Here is a 24,889-nt window from a genome sequence, read left to right as displayed (position 1 = left end):
ACAGGAAAGCCTATGAGAAATATGCTATATGCAATATGGGGAAGTCTGTGCCTTCTGCTGGTCATTTCCGGCTGTAAATTGACTGACGCGATGAAAGCCCCCGTGTCATTGACCTGGGAGATGGGAGCTGCCGAAGTGCAGCCCGGCTACTATGAGAATTCATTTGTCCTGAAGAACATATCGGATGCTCCTTTAGGAAAGGATTGGATCATCTATTATTCGCAGCTACCTCGTGAGATTCTGCAGGAAGAGTCTGCTTCGGTCAAAGTGGAAGTGGTGAATGCGAACTTCTTCCGGATGTATCCGGCAGAAAATTTCCAACCATTGGCTCCGGGAGATTCGCTGACCGTGACATTCTGTTGTACCAACGGATTGAAAAAGCTGTCACATGCTCCTGAAGGCACTTACTGGGTGAGCCAGTCAGGCGGCAAGCAAGGTACTCCCTTGCCTGTCGGACTGACCATCCGACCGCTGCAAGGAATGGAGACAGAAGACTGGTATCCCGCGCCGGATAAGGTATACGCTTCGAATTTGGCGTTGGAGACTACAGCCCAGTTGCAGCAAACTGATATTTTCCCGTCAGTGAAAGAAGCGTTTCCGGCTACCGGCAAAGAGGGTTTTATTATAGAAAATAAAGTAAAACTGACTTTCCATCCCGATTTTGCCAACGAAGCAGGATTATTGAAAGAAAAGCTGGCAACCATCCACGGTCTGGAAGTCGTTTCCGAAGCACCGGTAACGGTTCATCTGGATTATTTGCCGGAACGGGGAACAGCAGTGAACGATGAATATTACCGGATTGATACGGGAAACGGGCTGATAAATATTTCAGCTTCCACTTCACATGGCATTTTCAATGGGACGCAAACCTTGCTCTCCCTGTTGAAAGGTCAGGAAAAGCCGTTTCGCTTGGAAGCCCTCTCCATCCGTGATTATCCCGACTTGCCGTATCGCGGGCAAATGCTGGATATTGCCAGGAACTTTACGACTGTTGAACATCTGAAAAAGCTGGTAGATGTAATATCTTCTTATAAACTGAACGTACTGCATTTCCATTTTTCGGATGACGAAGGCTGGCGTCTGGAGATTCCCGGCCTGGAAGAATTGACCTCGGTCGGCGCACGCCGGGGACATACCACGGATGAACTGGAATGTTTATATCCGGGCTACGATGGCAACTATGATCCGTCTGCAGCTACCTCCGGCAACGGATATTACACCCGTGAAGAATTTATCGATTTACTGCGTTATGCAGCTCAAAGGCATGTACGTGTGATTCCGGAGATTGAGTCTCCGGGTCATGCCCGTGCAGCAATCGTGTCCATGAAAGCGCGCTATCATAAATTTATGAATACTGCCCCCGAAAAGGCCGACGAATATTTATTAAGTGACGTACAAGACACTTCCCGCTATGTTTCCGCGCAGTCTTATACGGATAATGTCATGAATGTAGCATTGCCTTCTACATACCGGTTTATGGAAAAAGTGATTCGTGAGTTGATAGCCATGTATGAGGAAGCGGAGGTACCTTTGGCTACGATTCATTTAGGTGGTGATGAAGTACCCGAAGGAGCCTGGATGGGTTCTCCTGTCTGCCGGGCGTTTATGGATGAACACGGGATGACAAGTGCCCACGAACTATCTGAATACTATATTACGAAGATGGCAGACTATCTGCAACAACATCATTTGCAATTTAGCGGCTGGCAGGAAGTAGCGTTGGGACATCCGGAAACAACCGATCGGCATTTGAATCAACTTGCAGCAGGAGTGTATTGTTGGAATACGGTTCCTGAATGGGAAGCGGATGAAATACCTTACCAGATAGCCAACAAAGGATATCCGGTGATTCTCTGCAACGTGAACAATTTCTATCTGGATTTGGCCTATGACGCTCATCCTGATGAAAGAGGTCTCTCGTGGGCGGGATATGTCGATGAGTCCAAAGGTTTCTCCATGCTTCCATATAGCATTTATCGTTCTTCACGTACCGATATGGCAGGCAATCCGGTCGATCCGGACATCGCAGGAAAGGGAAAAACGACTTTGACCGCTTTCGGAAAGGAACATATCCAGGGAGTGCAGGCACAATTATTTGCTGAAACCATCCGTGATTTTGAAGGGGTGGAATATTACACCTTCCCTAAAATCCTCGGATTGGTGGAACGCGGTTGGAACGCTTTTCCCGCCTGGAGCACTTTGGCAGGAGAGAAAGAACGTCAGGCTTACAATAAAGAACTGGGCCTGTTCTACTCCAAAGTGAGTGAGAAAGAAATGCCTCACTGGGCGTCCCGAAGTATCAATTTCCGTTTACCTCATCCCGGACTTTGCATCAAAGAAGGGCAACTCCACGCCAGTACCCCTATCCGGGGAGGCGAAATACGCTATACGACCGATGGCACGGAACCGACCCTTCATTCGGAACTTTGGAAAGCTCCCGTAGCCTGTGATGCTTCCGTTGTGAAAGCGAAACTGTTTTATTTAAATAAAGAGAGTGTGACAAGCACTCTCAAAGTAGATTAATCCACAAAAGTAGATAAGTTATGAACTATGATAAAATAAAAAGAACCGGAATATTATTCTTGTTGGGAATAGGTGCGATCACATCGTTGTCGTGCAATGATAATGATAACGGCGGCTATCCGGAGCGAGTGCCCACCCGCCTGTCAGTGATGCCTTTGCCGGAAAGAGTCGATTATAAAGAATCGGTTGTCTCTCTTCCGCAGAATGTGACTGTCAGCCAGAACATTCCGGCTTCTACGTCTCAACTGCTGAAATCCACCCTGGAAGAGAAACTTTCTCTTTCCGTCAGTGATGCCTCCAACGATCGTGCCTTTATCCGTGTGAAACAGGAATCGGATCTGGCAAAAGAGGCTTACCGGCTCACTGTTACCAAAGAGGGAGCCTGCATTTATTATTCAACGGAAACCGGACTTCTCTGGGGAATCCAGACATTGAGACAGGCGCTCGAACAAGCAAACTTCTTCACTTCCGGAAGTGCTAAATATCTTCCGATGGTCGATATAAAAGATGCTCCCAAATATGATTGGCGCGGATTTCATATCGATGTAGTCCGCCACATGTTTACGGTTGATTATCTGAAAAAGGTGATAGACTGTTTGTCGTTCTACAAGATAAACAAGCTCCACTTGCATCTGACAGACGATCAGGGCTGGCGCATTGAAGTGAAAAAATACCCGTTGCTGACGCAGGAAGGCAGCTGGCGCGACTTCGACGAATATGACAAGAGATGCGTAGAACTTTCCCAACAGGATTATAACTATGAGATAGATCCCCGTTTCGTGAGAAATGGTTCTCAATATGGTGGTCATTATACGCAGGAAGAGATGAAAGGTTTGGTAAGTTATGCGTTGGAAAGAGGTATCGATATTGTCCCTGAAATTGACATGCCAGGTCATTTCTCGGCGGCTATCAAAGTCTATCCCGAGTTGTCGTGCACGGGAGAAGCCGGATGGGGAGAAGAATTCTCTTATCCTATCTGTCCCTCTCGTCCGGAGAACTATCAGTTTGTGCAGTCCATCATTGATGAGATGGTCGAGATTTTCCCTTCGGAATATTTCCATATCGGAGCAGATGAAGTGGAGAAAGATAACTGGGAACAGTGTGAAGTCTGTCAGCGATTGATGCAGCAGGAAGGTTATCAGAAAGTGGATGAACTGCAAAATCGTTTTGTGAAGATCATGACGAGCTATGTGAAGGGTAAAGGCAAGAAAGTGATGGGATGGGACGATGCTTTTCTTGAAAAAGAACCGCAGGATTTGATTTATACGTATTGGCGTGACTGGCTGCCCGATCAGCCGGGAAAGATTACCCAGAAAGGTTATCCGATTATATTCATGGAATGGTCCCGTTTCTATTTGAGCGCAACGCCTTCGGACGAAGGATTAAGCTCTTTGTATAACTTCGAGTTCGAACCCCAGTTTCCCGGCATCGTGAAGCAAAATGTATTAGGCTTCCAAGCTTGTGTATGGACGGAGATGATTCCTAATGAGCGGAAGTTCGGTCAGCACGTGTTTCCCTCTCTTCAAGCATTTTCGGAGTTGGCGTGGGGAAGTAGCCGTAATTGGATTGACTTTACCAATCGCCTGAAATGGCATGTTAAATGGTTGAATGCAAATGGATTCTATTTCACCAAACCGGGATTTCTTTAATCCCGGTACATTAAGAACAATATGAAATCAGAACGTTTACTTTCATTAGATGTACTTCGGGGAATCACCATTGTCGGAATGATTTTGGTAAACAACCCCGGAACATGGGAATCCATTTACGTACCCTTGCGACATGCCGAATGGAACGGACTGACTCCGACAGATTTGGTTTTCCCGTTCTTCATGTTTATAATGGGCGTTTCCATGAGCTTTGCCTTATCCCGATTCGATCATCATTTCAGCCGTAGTTTCATCACCAAACTGGTACGGCGCACGGTGATCTTGTTTTTGTTGGGGCTTTTTCTGTCCTGGTTCTCGTTGGTGTGCGCAGGGGTAGAACAACCTTTTTCGCACATACGTATTCTGGGAGTGTTGCAGCGGTTGGCATTGGCTTATTTCTTTGGTTCCTTGCTGATTGTGGGTGTCCGGCGTCCGGCAAATCTGGCATGGATCTCCGGGATCATTCTGGCAGGCTATTCCATCTTGCTGGCTTTGGGACACGGATTTGAACTTTCCGAACAGAATATTATTGCCGTTACAGACCGCACCTTATTCGGAGAAGCCCATTTGTATCGGGAGTGGTTGCCGAACGGCGGGCGTATCTTTTTTGATCCGGAAGGCCTGTTGAGTACCTTGCCGTGCATTGCGCAAGTGATTATCGGTTATTTCTGCGGAAATATTTTGCGGGACAAGACTGAAATCCATCACCGGCTGTTGCAGATCTCCATACTGGGTATTGTTCTTTTGTTTGCAGGATGGTTGTTGAGTTACGGCTGCCCGTTGAATAAGAAAGTATGGAGTCCGACTTTTGTTCTGGTGACTTGTGGCTTTGCCTCTTTGTTTCTTGTGTTTCTCACTTGGCTGATTGATATTCGTAAAAAGCAGAAATGGGGATATCCTTTCCATGTTTTTGGTACGAATCCATTGTTTATTTATATAGTGGCCGGTGTGTTAGCTACTTTGTTGGAGGTAATTACGGTTGGGGAGAGTAGCTTGCAGGAGAAGATTTACACTTTCATTTGGAGCGTTCTTCCCGATGCTCATCTGGCCTCTCTGATTTACGGCCTTCTGTTTATCGGATTCAATTATCTAATTGTATGGGTGCTGTACAAAAAGCAAATTTTTATAAAGATATAAGAGGTCGGTGACAGGTTTGAAAAAGTAGAGTTTATGCCGGATAGCTACGACAGTTTGTTTTCGTAGCCGGATGGCATAAACTCTATTGATATCTTTTTGCTCATAAAGTGAAAAGAAATTTAATTAATAGTAGAAGTTAGAATTTTCTGTAGTGAAAATAGGATTATCAACTTTGCACTGCTACACTCCAACTATGGAAATCATCCATTTTGTTCTTGTAACAAATGTCCTTTTGATAATATCTTGGTTTCATCTTGATACCTGTTTTCTATTCGAATAAGGGCAATGATGTACTCGGATTGTCGGAAATATGTACAATATTCAGGTCGGAGATGTACTTGTTATGATGAATTCAACCGAAGCTTTTAATGGATAAAATGGAAGTACATAATAGTCTCTTTTTAGCTAGGTATTTCTTTCTTTTTTAAAATTTAACTTTTTGTTATTTGCTTGCATTTCAATGTTTTAGTGCTTGTATGTACACTTGCTTATAACCAATATCCCCCTTGCCTGAATCATCGTTTTTTTGTATATTTATTGCCGGATTAATACGTAAACAATAAATGTATTGTATATGGAGAATATAAAAAAAATGGTACATGCACTGCTGGAAACAACCGGTAGTCATGCTCCCTTGTTGCAGCAGATTAATGAGGCGTTATTAAAGGATTATCAACTCAACATCAGTAGTGGGTTGCAGATTCTGCCCAAAGAAGTTGAAATCTACTATGTGAACCGGAAAGCAAAGCATCCTTATGTTGATTCGAATATGCACTGCATGCTTGATCCGAAAACAGATGCGGAAATATGGCAGATGCAATCCGGACGTTTCGGACAACTCTATTTTCATCGGAAAGGGTTGGGAGGAGTAGATGTGTGCTTGTCGGATAGCGATCATTTTGCTTTGTGTTGTACCATTAAAGCCGCTGAAATCAATGGCGAAGAGTGTTGGAGTCCGTTGAAAGTGCGTAATGTCATTCTTGAAAAAATCTGTGCGGAAGAAGGAATGTTGCCGGATGTACAGAACAAACAGAAGATAATGGACCGGATGAATGAGAAGAGGTCACTTTCCGTCCTTGCACCCCGTGAATATCCGATTACGGGGTATGTATATCATTTGCACCGCAGAGGACTGCGCCGGAGAGACCGGAATGTGTTGTTGCCTTTGCGTTCATTTGTCGATCTGTGGAATAAAAAACTGGTTATGGGTAATGTGCAGAAACTAAATCTCTATATGAACGCTCATCCGCAGGCGAATATTCTGGAAGTGTTGCGTGAACACAACTTCCGTTATATTCCATTTGAAGTAAAGATACGGTATAACATGGATCGTAAGGTGAAGCTATACGACTAAATAAGAAAAATTGTTCTGAAAAGCTCCTTTTTTGTTCTGATTAAGCCTATAAGTAAATAAAAGAAAACCGATACCTTTGCAGTCGAATTTTAATCAATAGTGTATGACTGCAATAATAAATAAGGAGAACTCAAAGGTGTTTTTGCTGATTTTACTCGGTATGTTGTCAGCGTTCGGACCTTTTGTAACGGATATGTATTTGCCTAGTCTGCCAGCAATGGCAGACTATTTTTCTACCCACTCGTCGATGGTGCAACTGGGACTTACCACCAGCATGATAGGGCTGGCATTGGGACAAATCTTTTTCGGACCATTGAGTGATAAATATGGCAGGCGTCCGTTGTTGCTCGTCTCGATGATACTGTTCATCGTGTCTACGGTATTCTGTCTTTTTGCGCCGGACATTTATTCGTTTATCACATTGAGGTTGATACAGGGAATCGGAGGGGCAGGAGGTATTGTCATATCCCGTTCGGTGGCTACGGATAAGTTTTCGGGGAAGGAACTGGCCAAGATGCTGGCCGTGATCGGTGCGATTAATGGAGTGGCTCCCGTGGCAGCTCCGGTAGTCGGAGGGCTGGTGACCGGTACGATCGGGTGGAAAGGGATTTTTGTGATATTGCTGTTTATTGGCGTACTGCTGTGGATAGGCTGCATTCGTTTTAAAGAATCGCTTCCCGTAGAGAAACGCTCGAAGACAGGGATCATTTCCACTTTTCGCAGTTTCGGGTTCATTGTTCGTAACCGCTGCTATCTACTCTATGTCCTGCAGCTGGCGTTTGCACAAGGCATCCTTTTTGCTTACATAGCTTCTTCCCCTTTTATTGTGCAGCAGCATTACGGATTTTCCCCCTTTGCATTTAGTATCTGTTTTGCGGTGAATTCGGTAGCTATCGGGGTGGCAGCAGCTATCTCCGTGAAATTCCGCCAACCTGAAAATGGGACGCTGACCGGATGCATCGGTATGTTGTGCCTGTCTGTCTGTGTGATGATTGCCTTGTATAACGGATGCGGCTTCTGGACCTATGAACTGCTGATGTTTGCATTACTTTTCACAATGGGACTGACCTTTACTTCCTCCACTACCTTGGCGATGGATAGCGAACGCCGTTACGCCGGAGCAGCTTCCGCCCTGTTGGGAGCACTCTGTTTTGCTTCCGGAGGTATTGTTTCTCCGTTGGTCGGCTTGGGAAATATCCTTGTATCTACCGGAGTTACATTTGTGGTCTGCGCCATCTGTTCCCTGCTTTGTGCACTATGGGCGATGAGGAAAGTACCGATGAAAGTAGCAATGTACCGGATTTTCCGTTAAAGTGAGATTGTTTCAAAAATAAAAGTCATGAGGAAGTTAAAGCTTAAACTCCCTCATGACTTTTATAATTTACTACCAGTATAATTATAATTACTACCAGTATAAACAGACCGTAATAAAACTAGAGTTTTATCTCTTCTGTAAATATTTCCCCGAAACGGTTCTTAACTACCACCTTGACAGATTTTGCATCTTTGGAAGGCTGTGCACGGAAAAGATGGCGTGTGTGATAACCCGTTTTCTTTCCCTTTACCATATTGATATAATCCTGATCCTCATCGTCAAAAGCTTGCATTGCACCTTTCAACACTCCATCCTCGTACCAGTTTACCGTATACGTCCAGTCCCAATCCCAGATATTGGCTACCACGTAGTCTTTTTGGCTTTCAAACTCTCCCGGTTGGTAAAGCCGGAACTGATAGTCGGGAGAACACCCCGTTGCTTTGTAACGCCATTTCACATCATCACCTTTCACTTGTACCACCAGATAACCGTTCGGTGCTCCGCAACGATTCACGTGTCCTGCCCACCATGCGCCGCAGGCGGCTCCGATATTATGTTCGTAAATGGTAGGGGCGGGCAACTGATTTTCATAAAAGTGCGTGTGTCCGGAGAAAATATGTACTTGGTAAGGCCTCAACAGTTGGAAAAGCGCATTGGCGTTGCGCGCATTTCCCCCCGCAGATACCGTGTTATTAGCTACCGGAGCGTGAACGTTCAGGAACACGATATTTCCTTTGGGCACATAACTTAAATCCTTTCTCAACCAGTCCAAATCTTCCAGCGTGAAGCGTTCCGTGTATTTCTTGTTGCCGTCGTAGTCAATATCTTTCATTGCTATCACATGAACTTTACCGATATTGAATGAATAGTTGGCCGGGCCGAATGACTGATAATAATTCTGTTCCCCATAACCATCTGCCGGATGATCCGTCTGCGTCATGGATTTGTAGAGCAGGTTGAAGTCGTGGTTTCCCATCAGTTGGAACATCGTCATTCCCAAATTGGATACCGCTTGACGGTAAGGAGCGTACAGGTTCATGGCATCCCACACCAGATCCCCCAGTCCCATGCCGATGATTTCGAAGTTCTTTAGTGAGTCGGCAGTCTGTTTCAGGTCGGGCACTGTTTCCGTGCGGAAGCGGTCCAGTTGCTTTTCGTTTCTCACTTGCGGGTCGGAAATGGCGATGTAGACAAATTCATCCACCGGCTTCTGTCGTTTAGTTAGTACGAAGTCACATTGGTTCTCGCTTTTCCCGGCATCCAGATATTGATAGAAACCATCGGCTACCCCCTCTTTGGAAGGAAGCTCATACGCTGCCGGAGTGGAGATATAAACCATCGGATAACGTGCCGGGTCAGTGTTCAGAACATAATTTCCTTGCGCATCAGTCGTTTTGAAATGTGCTCCGTCCGTCACCACTACACCGCTGACGGGTTTACCTGTATTATCTTTCACACTACCTTTCACCACCGTCTGACCAAAGGCGGCAACAGCGTTCAGCTGGAAAAGCAAGACCGCTGCAAACAGCGTATTTCTAAAATTGATCTTTTTCATTGCTTATAACTTTCTTAAAGTAACCTGATTGAATAATGCGATAATTTCTTCCGGTTCATTTGCCGACTTGAGAGCCTCTTCAAAAGACTTGCTGTTATCATCGAAACACATCACATTGGCGCAATCCAGGATATGACCCATATTGAATGTAGCAACTTCCCGGCTCACCTCTTCTTTCTTCAATGCCTTCTTATAATATTTATTCACCTTATTGACTGCCTTGTAAATAGAAGGCTTCAAAATTTCGACTGAAGAATCTGTAAATCCGATTGTTACATCATACTCGTGCGTATAATTCTGGATGAAAGTATTCCATTTTCCGGTAATGTCACTCCCCAAATAATGTTCCGCTTCAAACACCGGTTTGGTAGCCGGGATTTCTCCATACACGTCGAATATAAACGCTGCTTTCGGCTTTTTGCCTACGGGAGTAGCTTCTTTTTCATTGCTTGAAACATTGTCTTTTCCGGAGATATTCTCGTTCATGGCGAGCTCTCCTTTCTGCGCCATTGCTGCCATCGTTATAACTAACACAACAGCCATACTGATTATTCTTTTCATATTCATTGAATTTTAAAGATTGATTGAAATGATGATTATTGCCGTAATCTTGGTGACCGACACATTCATTTATTGCTGCCACATCAGCCGAATATGGAAGTCATCGCCTCCCATGTTCGCTTTAGCCGCCTGATAATTCTTCAGGTTAGTACGCTGCAGAGCAGACGGATATTTAAAGCGTTTCGGCATTTTGTTATTAGCATTTGCGATGCCGGGTCCCACAGGTAACACAGGAAAACCGGTACGGTTATATTCAAACCACTGCTGATAATCGCAAAAGAACAGTGCGACAAACTTCTGGTTCATGATTCGTTCAAGCGTATCATCATAAGCAGCTTCCGGATTTTCAAAATAATGGTCAGGCATTTTCTGTCCCCACTGTTCGATAGCCGCCTGCACTCCCTTCTGATAAGCCTCTTTGGCAGCGTTGCTTCCTCCGTCGATCACTCCTTTTTTCAGTAATTCCGCTTTGATGAATTCCACTTCGGCATAAGGCATCATGGCAAGTTTCATAGGCGCCTTCGCCATTTCCTGATTCAGCCCCGAAGCTGTGGTTGAAGGCAACGTCTGATAACCGCTGGGCAAACCCACATAATCTTTAGTCTGGTCGGGGAGAGTGACCTGTGTTGCATACACCTGCAGACGAGGATCGTTCCAACCTTTCAGCAGATTGACAAAGAACTCGGAAATCTGAACATAAGAAGTGAAATCCTGCGGACGGGTGAGCGGAGCTTCCTCCGGATAAGTTCCGCTGATGGCAAGCAGGGCGGCATCATCGTTCGATTCGAATACCGGATAAGTGGCGGGATCGGTCAGCATGGTACGCAGTTCCTGTTTCGCGTTGAATTCCGGCACGTCGATCACCCGCAGCAGTGCACGCAGACGGAGTGAGTTGCAGAACTTCTTCCATTTCAGAATACCGGTTGCATCTCCTTTGGACGTCTTGTACAACATTTCGCCCGATTGGTTGTAGATCAACCCGTTAGCTTTGTCGAATAATTCGTTGGCAGTCTTCAGATTATCGATAATCTGTTGGTACACCTGCTGCTGGGTGTCGAACTTCGGTGCGAGTATTCCCTTGTCGGCGGAGCAGGCTTCGCTCATCGGAATATCACCGAAGGCATCCGTTAGAATCTGGTATAGCCAACATTGTAAAGTCAGCGATATAGCATCGTAGTTGGGTTGTTTGGAGGCTTCCGGCAATTTTCCGGTGAGGCGCATCATCTCTTTGGCGTTGTTGATCCATTTATAATAAGTAGTCCATGTGCCGTCTCCTTCGCTGTCCGTCATATACCACCATCCCACACCGTTGGTGCTGCTGGTAGATACGGCACATTGCATCAGGTCGTAGGTATAGCTGTTGTAGCGTTTCCAGTTGTAGACCGATGTTTCGTATAAAATCGGGTTGAGCAGAGTGCCGGGATTCACCTCATCCATGCGGGTGGGGTCTGTATTGAGTTCGTCGAAGCTGGTGCAGGAAGTCGTGCAGAGAGCTCCGCACAAAGTCATTCCCCATACTATATTTTTGAAAAGTTTACAGGTTTTCATAAGTCAGTGTTTAAAAAGATACGTTAATATTCAGTCCGAAAGTGCGTGCCGTAGGCAGTGAGCCCGTCTCCACACCGGTCACCATCGAACTTCCGTTGAGGGCGGCAGATTCGGGGTCGAACAGAGGATAGTCGGTGATACAGAATAGGTTGCGTGCGTAGAGTGCCACCGATGCTTTGCTGAACGGTGTTTTCTTCAGTGTACTGTTCGGCAACTTGTACTCCAGTCTCATTTCGCGCAGCTTGAGGAATGAAGTGTCGAACGTGTTAGTTTCCACATTTGCCATCCGGTAGTATTCCTTATAATAACTTTCCACGGTCACCACTTTGGTGTTTGGCGAGTAAGTTCCGTCATCGTTCTTCACCGTTCCCGGGGCAATCATGTACATCCCGTCTTGTGGTGAAAGTCCGGCGGCAGCGATGCGCGGGTCGTCTTTCGACATATAAAATTCCGTTCCCGGCAGACGTCCGTTCAGGGTATGTTGCAGTTTTCCCTGTTCCGTCATTTTGTGGTGCGAGTGCGAGTACATTTTACCTCCCACCTGTCCGTCGAGCAGGACGCTAAGCGTGAAGTTCTTGTAAGAAAATTCGTTGTACAGTCCGGCTTTCCATTTCGGATAGGCCGTGCCGACGTATTCGATCTCTCCCGAACGTTCGGGCAATCCGTTGTCGTTGATGACCACATTTCCTTCCGGGTCGCGTACCAGTTTATATCCCCAGAGGTCGCCCGTGGTTCCACCCACACGTCCGATGATAGATACACTACCGATACTGCTGATTAACTGGTTCTCATCCGCCCCTTCCGCCAGTGAGAGAATCCGGTTCTCGTTCTTAGACCAAGTGAAAGTAGCGTTCCAGCGGAAATCCCTGCTGACTACCGGAGTAACGTCCAACTGGATTTCGTAACCGCGGTTGCGGACACATCCCGAATTGATGGTAGCTTTGCTGTAACCTGTGGTCGGGTCCATCGGAGCATCCAGAATCTGGTTTTTGGTGCGGTTATAGTAGAACGTGAAATCGAGTCCGATGCGGTTGTGAAACATACGGAAGTCGAATCCCGTTTCGTAATTAGTCGAAATCTCCGGTTTGAAATCCTGATTATAGAGCGTAGAAGATACGATGGCCGATCCGGGAAAATCGCTCGTGCCATAATAGGGCGATGTCTTGTAAGGGTCTGTGTCGTTGCCGACCTGTGCCAGCGAACCTCTCACTTTCAACAGACTGATCTGTTCCGGCAACGTGAACCACTCGTTCATCACTGCACTGACGCTGACCGACGGATAGAAGAAAGAACGGTTGCTTTTCGGCAGGGTAGACGACCAGTCATTGCGCCCGGTGACATCGAGAAACAGTTTATCCTTATACGAGAAATTGGCCGTGAAATAAAGACTGTTCAACGCTTTCTTTTTGATAACCGTCTGCACGTTCGGGTTGGAAACGCCGTTTGCCAGTTTGTATACTCCCGGCGTAATCAATCCTACCACCGAGGCAGCCAACATATCGTAGCTTTGTTGCATCATGTTTCCACCTGCCGAAGCGTTGACACGCAATCCGTTGGCGAATGAATCATGGTAAGTAAATAAAGCATCGCTGTTTAATTCATAATCGAACACATTCTGCTTCTTGAAAAATCCGTTTCCGAAAACCACGTCACTGATAGGACGATGCTGTTCGCGTTGGTCTGCTGACAACTGGATACCGGACCGGATCATGAAATCGAATTTACTGTTGATGCGCAGATTGGCAGAAACGGATGATACATTACTGTGTTTCTCCGAAGGATTTTCAGATTCGTACAGAATGACATACGGGTTTCCGATAAATGAGCTGTACGGTTGGAGCTGTTTCACATTTTCCTGTCCGGTACGCCACATCGGACGCAACCAGTCGAGGTTGACATTCGGATTCTGGAAGATAAGGAAGTAGGAGATAGAATTACTGTTATATCCCAGTGCAGGCGTGTTGTTGAGCTTGCGGTACGTATAACTCGACTTGAAATTAATGCGCAGTGCCCTCGAAATCTGCTGTTGGGCGGAAATCATGGCAGTGATACGCTGGAAACCTGTATTGGGGAGAATCCATTCGTTCTTGGTGTGGGTGATGGACGCCCGCACGCTGCCCCGGTCGGATTTTCCGGTCAAGGCTACCGAGTTGGTCAGGGTATATCCCGTTTGGAACAAATCTTTGCGGTTGTTTTTGTACGCTACCCAGGGAGTGGCTACAGAAGCACGATCCTGTGTCACAGGGTCATATTGGTAGAACAACCTGTTGGCGTCGAAGCGTGCTCCGTAGGCGCTACTGGTTCCGCTGGTGCTTGCGTAACTGCCGTCTTCCGCTTTCCCGTAAGAGTAATAGGGCTGGCCTTCGTAGATAGAACCTGCCGGACCGATATTACTCGGCAATCCCTGTCCGAATTCATACTGGTAATCGGGCCATCTCATCACATCGTCAATACTGAAATTACCGCTGTAAGACACACCGATACCTTTGGGTGCACCCGCTCCCGATTTGGTAGTCACCATAATCACGCCATTGGCTGCACGCGTACCGTACAAGGCTGTCGCACTGGCTCCTTTTAATACTTGGATGCTTTCGATATCATCCGGATTGATGTCGGAGAATCCGTTACCATAGTCCACGGAAAGTTCGCTGTTTGAACCTGCACCGTAGGCAACACCCGGATTGGTCATCGGACTACTCATCGGTACACCGTCCACTACCACCAATGCGTCATTTCCGTTCTGGTTCAGCGAGACGTCCCCCCGCAGCGAGATACGGCTCGAATTGAGCGGGCCACCGGAAGAGATAACACTCAATCCGGCTACCTTACCGTTCAGTGCCGTCGACCAGTTGGTGGGCAGGGCGCTCGTAATCATATCCCCTTTCACGGTTTCCGTGGCATATCCCAATCCTTTTTCTTCACGTTTAATCCCCAAGGCAGTCACCACCACATCATTCAGTTGTTGCGACTCTTCTGCCAGTTTAACATTCATCGTGTTGCCTGCATAGTTCTTCTGTAGCGTTTTATATCCTACATAACTGAATACAAGCAAATCCTTTTGAGTCAATATTTTTTTAGTCTTCAGGGAGTAGTTTCCATCAATGTCGGTCACCGTGCCGTCTGTCGAATTTTTCACAGCTACGGTAGCCCCGATTAACGGTTCTCCATCTTCACTCGTTATTTTTCCTTTCACTGTTGTCTGTGCGTATACAGAGCCACAGCACAAGAGCCCAATCGACAGAGAAAGCAGCCATTTGTTTCTTTTCATAATCTTTTACCTTGCTTCTTTTAATTTATTAAATGCAATAAAGTTATTCACACCAGTGTTTTGTTTCACGGTGCAAAGGAATACAAGGCAGATTAAGATAGTATTACAGATCTGTTAACAATCTGTGTTGTGTCGTAAACACTAATTAAAGAATCCGAGTTTGATGATATAAGAGGATGTTGCGGGAGATTATTACATGGAATACTTACTCTGATATTCCTTCGGCGACATCCCCTCGTGCCGCTTGAAGTACCTCCCCAAATACGACTGGTCGGGAAAACCAAGTTGGTCGGCTATCTCCTGAATGGTCAGTTCGGTGGATTGGAGCAATACTTTGATTTCGAGGATGGCAAAGTCGTCAATAATCTTTTTGGCGGAGTCGCGCGTCACGCTTTTGCAGATACCTGTCAGGTATTTGGTGGAGATGCACAGTTTGTTGGCATAGAAAGTCACTTCTCGTTGAGAAATGCAGTTTTCGTGTACCAGTGCGATGAAATTCTTGAAGATTTCATCCTGCCGGCTTCCTCCTTCAATTTCCTGACGGTCGAAGTGGCGGTAGCACTTATCATAGATATTCAGCATAAACGATTGGAGGTGATTTTTGGCAATCTGGTTACGGAAGCGGTTTTCACGGTCGTTGTATATGACCATTGCGGCATGTATCAAGCTGTTGATGGCTCCGGTATTTTCTTCCGGTAGTTTATAGCATGGTTTTTCTTTCATGAACCGGAAGAAAATCGGTTCGAACCGCAGGCAGGCTTCGCGAAACATTTCTTTGGGAAATCCGAAGAAAGAAGCAGTGAAATCGCTGCTGCTGCCGTTGATACGGATAATCGTTCCCGGCAAAAGCACGATTTGAGTATTTTCTACTATTTCATAGTCCTTCAAGTCGATCGTGACATGGGCCCACCCGCTTCTGCAAAAATAGATGGCACCCCCTTCCAGTTTCCACAGGCGATGCATAATTGGCGACAGGTTTTCGTCCATTCCGGCAACGAACGGTTCACGGAGGATGGCTAGGTTAGAGTTTTTTTGTTCCATTGTTCTTCTTATTTTGGGTACAAAAATAGGACTTTTTCACTAAATATCGGTTTTAATGTTCCAAAAATGAACAAAACTGAATACACTATGTCCAGTTTTCAATGAAGAAAACAGTCTACCTTTGCCGCGTTCAAAAATATTTAATAGGTAACAGAAAATGAGTAAAAAGGTATGTAAAGTGAAGCAAGGGCTATTGTTGCTCTGCTGTGTGGTAGTTGCTACGGGCTGTAAACAAGCTCCTCCGGCACAAATGGAAACAGAATACGAAGTGATGACCGTTTCTCCGGTCGACCGGATGATTTCGAGCACCTACTCGGCGACCATCCGCGGACGTCAGGATATTGATATTTATCCCCAGGTAAGTGGTACGCTGACTAAAGTCTGCGTGACGGAAGGCCAGCGCGTAAAGAACGGACAGACATTGTTCATCATCGACCAAGTGCCGTATGAAGCTGCTTTGCAGACGGCAGTGGCAAACGTTGAATCAGCCAAAGCCTCTCTGGCTACGGCGCAACTGACGTATGACAGTAAAGAGGAACTGTATAAAGAGAATGTAGTTTCCTCTTTCGATTTGAGTACGGCAAAAAACTCCCTGTTGGCTGCCAAAGCACAGTTGGCACAGGCCAAGGCGCAGGAAGTGAGCGCCCGCAATAATCTTTCTTATACGGTTGTGAAAAGTCCGGCCGACGGAGTGGTAGGCACGTTGCCTTACCGTGTAGGAGCTTTGGTAAGTTCCGCTCTTGCCCAGCCGTTGACTACCGTTTCCGACAATTCGGATATGTACGTCTACTTCTCCATGACGGAAAACCAATTACTGGGACTGATCCGTCAATATGGTTCTAAAGAGGAAGCACTGAAAAATATGCCTGCTATCGACCTGCAACTGAATGATAAATCAGCCTATTCCGAACGGGGACAGATTGAATCTATCAGTGGAGTGATCGACCGTTCGACGGGTACGGTCAGCCTACGTGCAGTTTTCCCGAACAAGGAAGGGTTATTGCATAGCGGTGGTGCGGGGAACGTGATTGTTCCTGTTCAAAAAACAGGTGCACTGACCATTCCACAGGCTGCCACTTTCGAAATACAAGATAAGAGATATGTGTATAAAGTAGTGGACGGCAAGGCGCAATCGAGTCAGGTACAAGTGACCCGCATCAATGGCGGCCGTGAATTTATTGTAGATGAAGGGTTGGCACCGGGAGATGTGATTGTAGCAGAAGGAGTAGGTTTACTTCGTGAAGGCACTCCTATCAAGGCAAAGACGGCATCATCAGCTTCGGCAGCACAAGCAGATGCAGCACAGGCAGATGCAGCACAAGCAGACCAGGCTTCATCATCTCCGGTAACTACTACTGAAAATTAAACCAAGGAGGAATCATTCATGAATTTAAGAACCTTTATTGAACGCCCCGTATTATCGGCAGTCATCTCTATCACGATTGTCGTAGTGGGTATCATCGGGCTGTTCACTCTGCCCGTTGAGCAGTATCCTGATATTGCTCCGCCTACCATTATGGTGAGTACCACCTATTATGGCGCCAGTGCGGAAACATTGCAGAAGAGTGTTATTGCGCCTTTGGAAGAGGCGATCAACGGAGTGGAAGACATGACCTACATGACTTCTTCCGCCACCAATGCCGGTTCGGTGAGCATCACCGTCTATTTTAAGCAGGGCACAGACCCCGATATGGCGGCTGTCAATGTGCAGAACCGTGTATCGCGCGCTACGGGGCAGCTTCCGGCGGAGGTAACCCAAGTCGGTGTGACCACTTCCAAGCGTCAGACGAGTATTTTGCAGATGTTCTCCCTGTCCAGTCCGGACGAGAGTTACGACGAGAACTTCCTGTCCAACTATATCAGCATCAACCTGAAACCTCAAATCCTTCGTATCTCCGGTGTGGGCGATATGATGATTATGGGCGGTGAATATAGTATGCGTGTTTGGATGAAGCCGGATGTGATGGCGCAGTATAAACTGATTCCGTCTGATATTACCGGTGTGCTTGCCGAGCAGAATATCGAATCGGCTACCGGTTCGTTCGGTGAGAACTCCAATGAAACGTATCAGTATACGATGAAATACAAGGGACGTTTGATTACTCCTGAAGAATTCGGGGATATCGTTATCCGTTCTACCGATAATGGTGAGGTTTTGAAACTGAAGGATATTGCCGATATACAACTGGGACAGGACAGCTATGCTTACCATGGTGGTATGGATGGTCATCCGGGTATATCCTGCATGGTGTTCCAGACTGCGGGTTCCAATGCGACCGAAGTAAACCGGAACATTGACAAATTTCTCGACGAGGCGCGCAAGGAGCTTCCGAAAGGAGTGGAACTGACGCAGATGATGAGCTCCAACGACTTCCTGTTCGCTTCCATTCATGAGGTAGTGAAGACATTGATTGAGGCTATCATATTGGTTATCCTTGTGGTGTACGTCTTTTTGCAGGACTTTCGTTCTACGTTGATTCCGCTGGTTGGAATTGTAGTTTCGCTGGTGGGCACGTTTGCTTTCATGGCGATAGCCGGATTCAGTATCAACCTATTGACTTTGTTTGCGTTGGTGCTCGTTATCGGTACGGTGGTGGATGATGCCATTATTGTCGTCGAGGCGGTGCAGGCGCGGTTCGATGTGGGCTATAGGTCATCGTATATGGCAAGTATCGACGCTATGAAAGGAATCAGTAATGCCGTTGTCACCTCTTCGCTGGTGTTTATGGCGGTGTTTATTCCGGTGTCCTTCATGGGCGGCACTTCCGGTACGTTCTATACGCAGTTCGGTCTGACGATGGCGGTTGCGGTGGGTATTTCCGCAGTCAATGCGTTGACTTTGAGTCCGGCTTTGTGTGCACTGCTGCTGAAACCTTATATTAATGAAGACGGAACGCAGAAGAACAACTTTGCGGCACGTTTCCGTAAGGCTTTCAATTCGGCTTTCGATGTGATGGTGGATAAATATAAGACGATTGTATTGTTCTTTATCAAGCGCAGATGGCTGACATGGTCTTTGCTGGCTTGTTCCGTAGTGTTGCTTGTGTTCCTGATGAATATCACAAAGACCAGTCTGGTACCCGACGAGGATCAAGGGGTTGTTTTTGTTAATGTGAGTACGGCGGCAGGCAGTTCGCTGGCAACAACGAATGAAGTGATGGGGCGTATTGAAAAACGCTTGATGGAAATACCTCAACTGAAACACGTGCAGAAAGTGGCGGGTTACGGATTGCTGGCAGGACAGGGTAGTTCGTTCGGTATGTTGATTCTCAAATTGAAACCGTGGGACGAACGTCCGGAGGATGAGGACAATGTGCAGTCGGTGATCGGTCAGGTATATGCGCGTACGGCTGATATAAAGGATGCCAGTGTGTTCGCCATCTCTCCGGGTATGATTCCGGGATACGGTATGGGTAATGCACTCGAACTTCATATGCAGGATAAGATGGGCGGTGATGTGAAAGAGTTCTTCACCACTACCCAACAATATTTGGGAGCCTTGAATCAGCGGCCTGAAATCTCGATGGCTTATTCGACATTCGATGTGCGCTATCCGCAGTGGACGGTAGAGGTGGATGCAGCTAAATGTAAGCGTGCAGGTATCACGCCCGACGCTGTGTTGAGTACGCTGTCCGGTTATTACGGTGGGCAGTATGTGTCCAATTTCAACCGCTTCTCTAAAGTGTACCGTGTCATGATTCAGGCCGATCCGGTGTTCCGCTTGGACGAAACTTCGCTCGATAATGCTTTTGTGCGTATGTCGAATGGAGAGATGGCGCCGTTGAGCCAGTTCGTTACGCTGACCCGTAGCTACGGTGCGGAATCATTGAGCCGTTTCAATATGTACAACTCCATTGCGGTAAATGCGATGCCGGCCGACGGATATAGTACGGGAGACGCCATCAAGGCTGTGCAGGAAACTGCCGAACAGTCTCTTCCGAAAGGTTACGGCTATGATTACGGAGGTATCACCCGTGAGGAAAACCAGCAAAGCGGTACGACAGTGATTATCTTCGGTATCTGCTTCCTGATGATTTACCTTATTTTGAGTGCGCTCTACGAGAGCTTCATTATTCCGTTCGCTGTTCTTTTGAGTGTGCCTTGCGGATTGATGGGTAGCTTCCTTTTCGCCCGGATGTTCGGACTGGAGAATAATATTTATCTGCAGACAGGTTTGATTATGTTGATCGGTCTGCTGGCGAAGACGGCTATTTTGCTGACGGAATATGCTGCTGAACGTCGTAAAGCAGGCATGGGGCTGATTGCTTCTGCGGTCAGTGCGGCTAAAGCCCGTCTGCGTCCGATTTTGATGACGGCGTTGACGATGATTTTCGGTCTGTTCCCGCTGATGATGTCAAGTGGAGTAGGAGCCAACGGTAACCGTTCATTGGGTACGGGTGTAGTAGGCGGTATGACCATCGGTACACTGGCGTTGCTCTTCATCGTGCCTACTTTGTTTATCGCTTTCCAGTGGTTGCAGGAACGTTTGCGTCCCGTGCAGAGCAGGCCGACGCATGACTGGCAGATTGAAGAAGAAATCAAAGTGAGCGAGGAAGAAAAATCTAAAGCTGGAAAAGGATAACTAATAATTAAAGGCTTTAGGCACGGATTACACGGATTACACAGTTTTGGCTGCGCAATCTTTTAAAACCGTGTAATCCGCGTAATCCGTGCCTAATTAAAATAAAACCGAAATAATCCGTTCCTGAATTAAAATAAGAACCAATGAGAAAAATAATCATTCTGTCCGCAGCAACGCTTATATTGAGCAGTTGCGGTATCTACAATAAATACAAACCGGTATCGGAAGTTCCCGAAGGACTTTACGGCAGCGGGTCCGTTGCTGCCGCCGATACGGCAAACTTCGGCAACCTCTCGTGGCGGGAGGTCTTTACCGACCCTTATCTGCAGAATTTGGTGGACTCGGCACTCTTGCGCAACACCGATATGCAGACTGCCCATTTGCGTGTGAAAGAAGCGGAAGCCACGCTGCTGACGTCCAAACTGTCTTATCTGCCTTCTTTGTTTCTTTCGCCGGAAGGAGCTGCCAGCAGCTTCGACCGTGGAAAGGCTACACAAACTTATTCGCTGCCCGTGACTGCTTCGTGGGAACTGGATATTTTTGGAAAGGTGACAACAGCGAAGCGTCGCGCGAAAGCTGCCTACGAACAGAGCAAGGAATATGAACAGGCTGTCAAGACGCAGTTGGTAGCATCTGTTGCCAACACGTATTACACGTTGTTGATGCTCGATTCGCAGTATGAGATAGCTGTGGCTACCGAAGCTGCTTGGAAAGAAAGTGTGAATGCCACCCGTGCCATGAAAAAGGCCGGGATGGTGAATGAAGCGGGACTGGCGCAGACGGAGGCTACCTACTTCAATATATGTACCACCGTGCTCGACCTGAAAGAGCAAATCAATCAGGCGGAAAACTCACTGGCACTTTTACTGGCAGAAACTCCCCACAAAATACAGCGCGGCAAACTGGGAAATCAGCAGTTGCCGGAAAACTTCTCCGTGGGTGTTCCCTTGCAGATGCTTGCCAACCGTCCTGATGTGCGTAGCGCAGAATTTTCGTTGGCACAGGCTTTCTATACAACGAATGCCGCCCGTGCCGCTTTCTATCCTTCCATCACGTTGAGCGGCAGTGCAGGATGGACCAACAGTGGCGGGAGCATGATTGTCAACCCGGGTAAGTTTCTGGCCTCTGCCGTGGCTTCCCTGACGCAGCCTTTGTTTAATAAAGGAGTGAATATCGCCCAACTGAAAATAGCGAAAGCCCAACAGGAGGAAGCCCGCCTTAGTTTCGAACAGGCCTTGCTGAATGCCGGCGTGGAAGTGAACGAGGCACTGGTGCAGTACCAGACTGCCCGCGAGAAAGCCGACTACTACGACAAACAGGTGGCTTCCCTGCAAACGGCAGCCAAGAGCACAAGCCTCTTGATGAAACATGGCAACACCACTTATCTGGAAGTACTGACCGCCCAACAGACATTGCTCAATGCGCAACTGTCGCAAGTGGCGAACCGCTTTACCGAAATTCAGGGCGTGATCACTTTGTATCAGGCATTGGGTGGCGGCCGTATGTAGGGAGGTATGTATGAATCCAGAAACACTGCGTTGCCGGATACTCGACTACACCAAACGGGAAATGTACCTGCATGGTGCCGACGGGTTGACGATGGATGATATAGCCAGGGGAATGAAGATGTCGAAGCGGACGCTTTACAAGCTCTTTCCTAGCAAAACGAGCCTGTTCCGTATCTGTCTTTCTGATTTTGCCAAAGGAATCAGAAGCCGGATCGAGCAACAACAGATACGGATGGACAGCTCGTGTATGGAGGCGCTTTTCATCACAGTGGACGGCTATCTCACCCTGCTTCATTCGTTGGGAAAAAAGTTGTTGCTCGATATTGCCGCCGACAGGGAATACCGTGCTGCTTTCGAGCGGGAGGAGGCTTTCTGGTTGCAGCAGTTGATTGATGTCTTGACGCATTGCAGGATTTGCGGTTATCTGCTTCCCGGAGTCGATCCCGACCGCTTTGCACCGGATTTGCAGGAGGTCATCTACCAGAGCAGTTTGCAAGGTACTCCGTACCTGGTGCAGCGTATGTTGAACTATACGCTTCTGCGGGGGCTTTTTAAGATGGACGGCATCCGTTATATTGACGAACACCTGAAACCTGATAATTTGAATGTTTGTGTATGAAGAGAAAGAGGTGGGCTACCCTGTAAAGGGAGCTCACCTCTTTTATTTTCTTCGTTCGTAAACGGTTGGTTGGTAAATAGTGCCTTTATGAATCCGATTACTTTATAATCCTTCGATTATGCTTAAAGGTAAATCGGTACATTCGGCGATAGACTCATTGTCTATCCCTTTGGCTTTCATGTTCCGGGCTATTTTCAGCTGGGCTCTTTGTGTACCTTCTTTCATTCCTTTCTCTATACCTTTTTCCAACCCTTCTTTTATTCCTTTTTGTTCAGCTGCATCCATTGTCACCAAATAATCTCGGTACACTTTGACGCTATTGTCGTATCGCTCCCTGTCTTCCGGAGACATAGAAGCCACATCAGCGATATCTTCCAATTTCTCGAAGACAGCTTTTCGTGCCTTGAACGGCATGCGTTTTAAAGTTTCCATATTATTTAATATATAAATCCAACGTTCAAAATTCGTTTCGCATTCCTCTTCGTTTTTGTTGAAGAGAGGGAGAGCGATAAAGATTTCCCGGAACTTATCCGAGAAGAGTTCTCCTGTTTCCCTGTCACTTAGAATAACATCCGTGCGGAGTTTTATGTTCTTGTCGATAATGAAATTCATCAAGAAAACTCCGTATACGGCTTTTATTTCAAACTTCCATTCATTGCCTACCCTTCCTTGATTGACGATGGCACGCGATAAATAATAAATCGAGCGTTCTTTGAAGTTGCTTTGCATACGGTTCTGCATTTCAACGATGATTCTTTCGCCTGTGTCCGTGGTGCAATATACATCATAGATAATACCTCGTCCTTCCGGATAGAGCGGCAATTGCTCATTATTCAAAAACTGTAAGTCCGTTATCACTCGTTCACCTTCGAGCAGGTCGTTCAGAAATTCGATTAATAAATCCTTAGACACTTCTCTGCCGAATATTAGTTTGAATCCGTAGTCGGTGAACGGATTGATAAATTTACTCATTGTTTTGGATCGCTTCTTTTTATGTTTTGCAAAGAGACGTTTCTCTTTATACATAAAAAAGAGGCTTTTTCTTCGTACTACAAAGGTACGATAATTCTTGGTTTTCCATCCCTTTTGCAGTAAAAATAAAAAGGTTCCTTGTTTTTTTATTTGTTACTCCTGTTCTTCGTTTAGTGTTTTTCTGCGCTGATAGCGTTCCACTAAAACGTTCATAATTGAAAAAGATTAAGATTTGAGCAATCATGTTTTCTGTTCTTATGACATCATGAATCTGTAAAGTGTGAAAGATAGAGTTTGACTTTTTCTTATTTGTGTATTTGATAAATTGAAATAAAAACAGAAAAATATTCAAGATGTTATTATCATGAAATATTGTGAAAACGTATGTCGAAGTTTGTCTATAATCGTTTCCGACCATTTGTTGTGGATTTACATTTTGCATATTTGTTCCTTTTTGAAATTTTCAACAAAAATACTCCATGAACCGGAAGTTTCCCAAACTATCGATTCTTTTCGGTCGAGTTTGGTTCTAAACAGTCACGTAAGTACATTAATAACTTTTTTGGGGAGTGTCTGGATAAGCAGAAAGAATTAGAGACAGAAAGAAACAAAAATAAAAAACAGAGGCTCCGTTTGCTTGAAACGGAGCCTCTGAATGTATCAAACGGAGGCTCTTCCGCACGGGTTTAGAGCCTCCATTTAGAGGATAAAAAAAGCGTCTTTTTCCTGAACGCATTGCGAAACACTTTTGAGAAGCAGATAACTCGCTATGTGGTAGATGGTTACACCCACTTTGAAAAGACCCCTTGAAACACTATCCTGAATTATTATAAATATATAGTTCGATTTTCCTATTTTTGAAGATTAATGTTTCATTTCTTCGGGTCCGTTCGGATAGACGATTGCCATCACAATTTTGGGAGGCCCCCAACACTGAACGATGATCTCCTGCATCTTCGGAGTCAGGTAGGTGGTGTGTTCGGTGTAGCCGGCAACTTGCAGCTCGGCAGTGAGTGACAGATTCTGGTCAATCTTTTCACGCATTCTTCTTCTGGACGCGGTAACGCCCGAAGGACACGGAAAGTACTCCATTGCAAATTGCGAGAATGGCTTGAAACCATTGATGATGTAGATTTCCGTAACTGTTTTGTCTTCTTTCATTATAAAAAAATTAAATTGTATATCAAACCTGTTTTGTCGGTTTAATTTCCCGCAAAAGTATGAAAAGGAATTGATTTACAACTATAAAATAAATTG

The 24,889-nt window shown here is 46.2% G+C and carries 16 protein-coding genes; 9 read left to right on the top strand and 7 right to left on the bottom strand.

Features of this window, described 5'->3' with window-relative positions; translation table 11 throughout:
- The first annotated feature begins 12 nt into the window (after nt 1-12).
- The 5 genes from AB3G73_RS10680 to AB3G73_RS10660 all read left to right on the top strand — a co-directional run bounded on the left by AB3G73_RS10680 (nt 13) and on the right by AB3G73_RS10660 (nt 7,975).
- On the top strand, nt 13-2,523 hold the full coding sequence (locus AB3G73_RS10680) for a family 20 glycosylhydrolase (RefSeq protein ID WP_320978337.1): 2,511 nt from the start codon (nt 13-15) through the stop codon (nt 2,521-2,523).
- A gap of 20 nt (nt 2,524-2,543) precedes the next feature.
- Nucleotides 2,544-4,172 (top strand): beta-N-acetylhexosaminidase, encoded by a 1,629-nt coding sequence (locus tag AB3G73_RS10675; protein ID WP_074707859.1) that lies wholly within the window; start codon nt 2,544-2,546, stop codon nt 4,170-4,172.
- Nucleotides 4,173-4,193: 21 nt separating this feature from the next.
- The gene (locus tag AB3G73_RS10670) at nt 4,194-5,309 is read left to right on the top strand and encodes an acyltransferase family protein (RefSeq protein WP_367744828.1); all 1,116 of its coding nucleotides are present in this window, start codon (nt 4,194-4,196) and stop codon (nt 5,307-5,309) included.
- A gap of 574 nt (nt 5,310-5,883) precedes the next feature.
- Nucleotides 5,884-6,663 (top strand): hypothetical protein, encoded by a 780-nt coding sequence (locus tag AB3G73_RS10665; protein WP_099146374.1) that lies wholly within the window; start codon nt 5,884-5,886, stop codon nt 6,661-6,663.
- 103 nt (nt 6,664-6,766) lie between these two features.
- Nucleotides 6,767-7,975, top strand: coding sequence for a multidrug effflux MFS transporter (locus AB3G73_RS10660; protein WP_148365084.1), 1,209 nt, complete (start codon nt 6,767-6,769; stop codon nt 7,973-7,975).
- A gap of 121 nt (nt 7,976-8,096) precedes the next feature.
- On the opposite strand, the gene AB3G73_RS10655 is transcribed toward AB3G73_RS10660, so the two are convergent.
- The 5 genes from AB3G73_RS10655 to AB3G73_RS10635 all read right to left on the bottom strand — a co-directional run bounded on the left by AB3G73_RS10655 (nt 8,097) and on the right by AB3G73_RS10635 (nt 15,951).
- Entirely contained in the window at nt 8,097-9,533 is a 1,437-nt protein-coding gene (locus tag AB3G73_RS10655; protein WP_367744826.1) for a calcineurin-like phosphoesterase C-terminal domain-containing protein, read from the bottom strand.
- Nucleotides 9,534-9,536: 3 nt separating this feature from the next.
- Complete coding sequence (locus tag AB3G73_RS10650) at nt 9,537-10,094, bottom strand: hypothetical protein (protein ID WP_217721659.1); 558 nt, start codon at nt 10,092-10,094, stop codon at nt 9,537-9,539.
- Between the two features lie 69 nt (nt 10,095-10,163).
- Nucleotides 10,164-11,642, bottom strand: a complete 1,479-nt coding sequence (locus AB3G73_RS10645; protein WP_217721658.1) for a SusD/RagB family nutrient-binding outer membrane lipoprotein — start codon at nt 11,640-11,642, stop codon at nt 10,164-10,166.
- A 10-nt stretch (nt 11,643-11,652) separates the two neighbouring features.
- Nucleotides 11,653-14,910 (bottom strand): SusC/RagA family TonB-linked outer membrane protein, encoded by a 3,258-nt coding sequence (locus tag AB3G73_RS10640; RefSeq protein ID WP_367744824.1) that lies wholly within the window; start codon nt 14,908-14,910, stop codon nt 11,653-11,655.
- Between the two features lie 192 nt (nt 14,911-15,102).
- On the bottom strand, nt 15,103-15,951 hold the full coding sequence (locus AB3G73_RS10635; RefSeq protein ID WP_148365078.1) for an AraC family transcriptional regulator: 849 nt from the start codon (nt 15,949-15,951) through the stop codon (nt 15,103-15,105).
- Between the two features lie 157 nt (nt 15,952-16,108).
- Between AB3G73_RS10635 and AB3G73_RS10630 the strand changes: the two genes are divergently transcribed.
- The 4 genes from AB3G73_RS10630 (at nt 16,109) to AB3G73_RS10615 (ending at nt 22,660) form a co-directional block, all read left to right on the top strand.
- Nucleotides 16,109-17,317 (top strand): efflux RND transporter periplasmic adaptor subunit, encoded by a 1,209-nt coding sequence (locus AB3G73_RS10630; protein ID WP_195650037.1) that lies wholly within the window; start codon nt 16,109-16,111, stop codon nt 17,315-17,317.
- A gap of 18 nt (nt 17,318-17,335) precedes the next feature.
- On the top strand, nt 17,336-20,533 hold the full coding sequence (locus tag AB3G73_RS10625; protein WP_367744822.1) for an efflux RND transporter permease subunit: 3,198 nt from the start codon (nt 17,336-17,338) through the stop codon (nt 20,531-20,533).
- A gap of 143 nt (nt 20,534-20,676) precedes the next feature.
- Entirely contained in the window at nt 20,677-22,041 is a 1,365-nt protein-coding gene (locus AB3G73_RS10620) for a TolC family protein (protein ID WP_367744820.1), read from the top strand.
- A 10-nt stretch (nt 22,042-22,051) separates the two neighbouring features.
- Nucleotides 22,052-22,660, top strand: coding sequence for a TetR/AcrR family transcriptional regulator (locus AB3G73_RS10615; protein ID WP_148365074.1), 609 nt, complete (start codon nt 22,052-22,054; stop codon nt 22,658-22,660).
- 102 nt (nt 22,661-22,762) lie between these two features.
- Here the strand turns inward: AB3G73_RS10615 and AB3G73_RS10610 are convergent, their stop codons facing one another.
- The gene (locus AB3G73_RS10610) at nt 22,763-23,686 is read right to left on the bottom strand and encodes an Rpn family recombination-promoting nuclease/putative transposase (protein WP_367744818.1); all 924 of its coding nucleotides are present in this window, start codon (nt 23,684-23,686) and stop codon (nt 22,763-22,765) included.
- 810 nt (nt 23,687-24,496) lie between these two features.
- The gene (locus AB3G73_RS10605; protein ID WP_320980274.1) at nt 24,497-24,793 is read right to left on the bottom strand and encodes a DUF4248 domain-containing protein; all 297 of its coding nucleotides are present in this window, start codon (nt 24,791-24,793) and stop codon (nt 24,497-24,499) included.
- Nucleotides 24,794-24,889: the final 96 nt, after the last annotated feature.

Origin of the sequence: Bacteroides sp. L008 (genome assembly GCF_040812255.1) — a bacterium.
GTDB lineage: Bacteria > Bacteroidota > Bacteroidia > Bacteroidales > Bacteroidaceae > Bacteroides > Bacteroides vicugnae.
The sequence above is the reverse complement of the archived record's forward strand: the minus strand, read 5'-3'. Positions and strand labels throughout refer to the sequence as shown.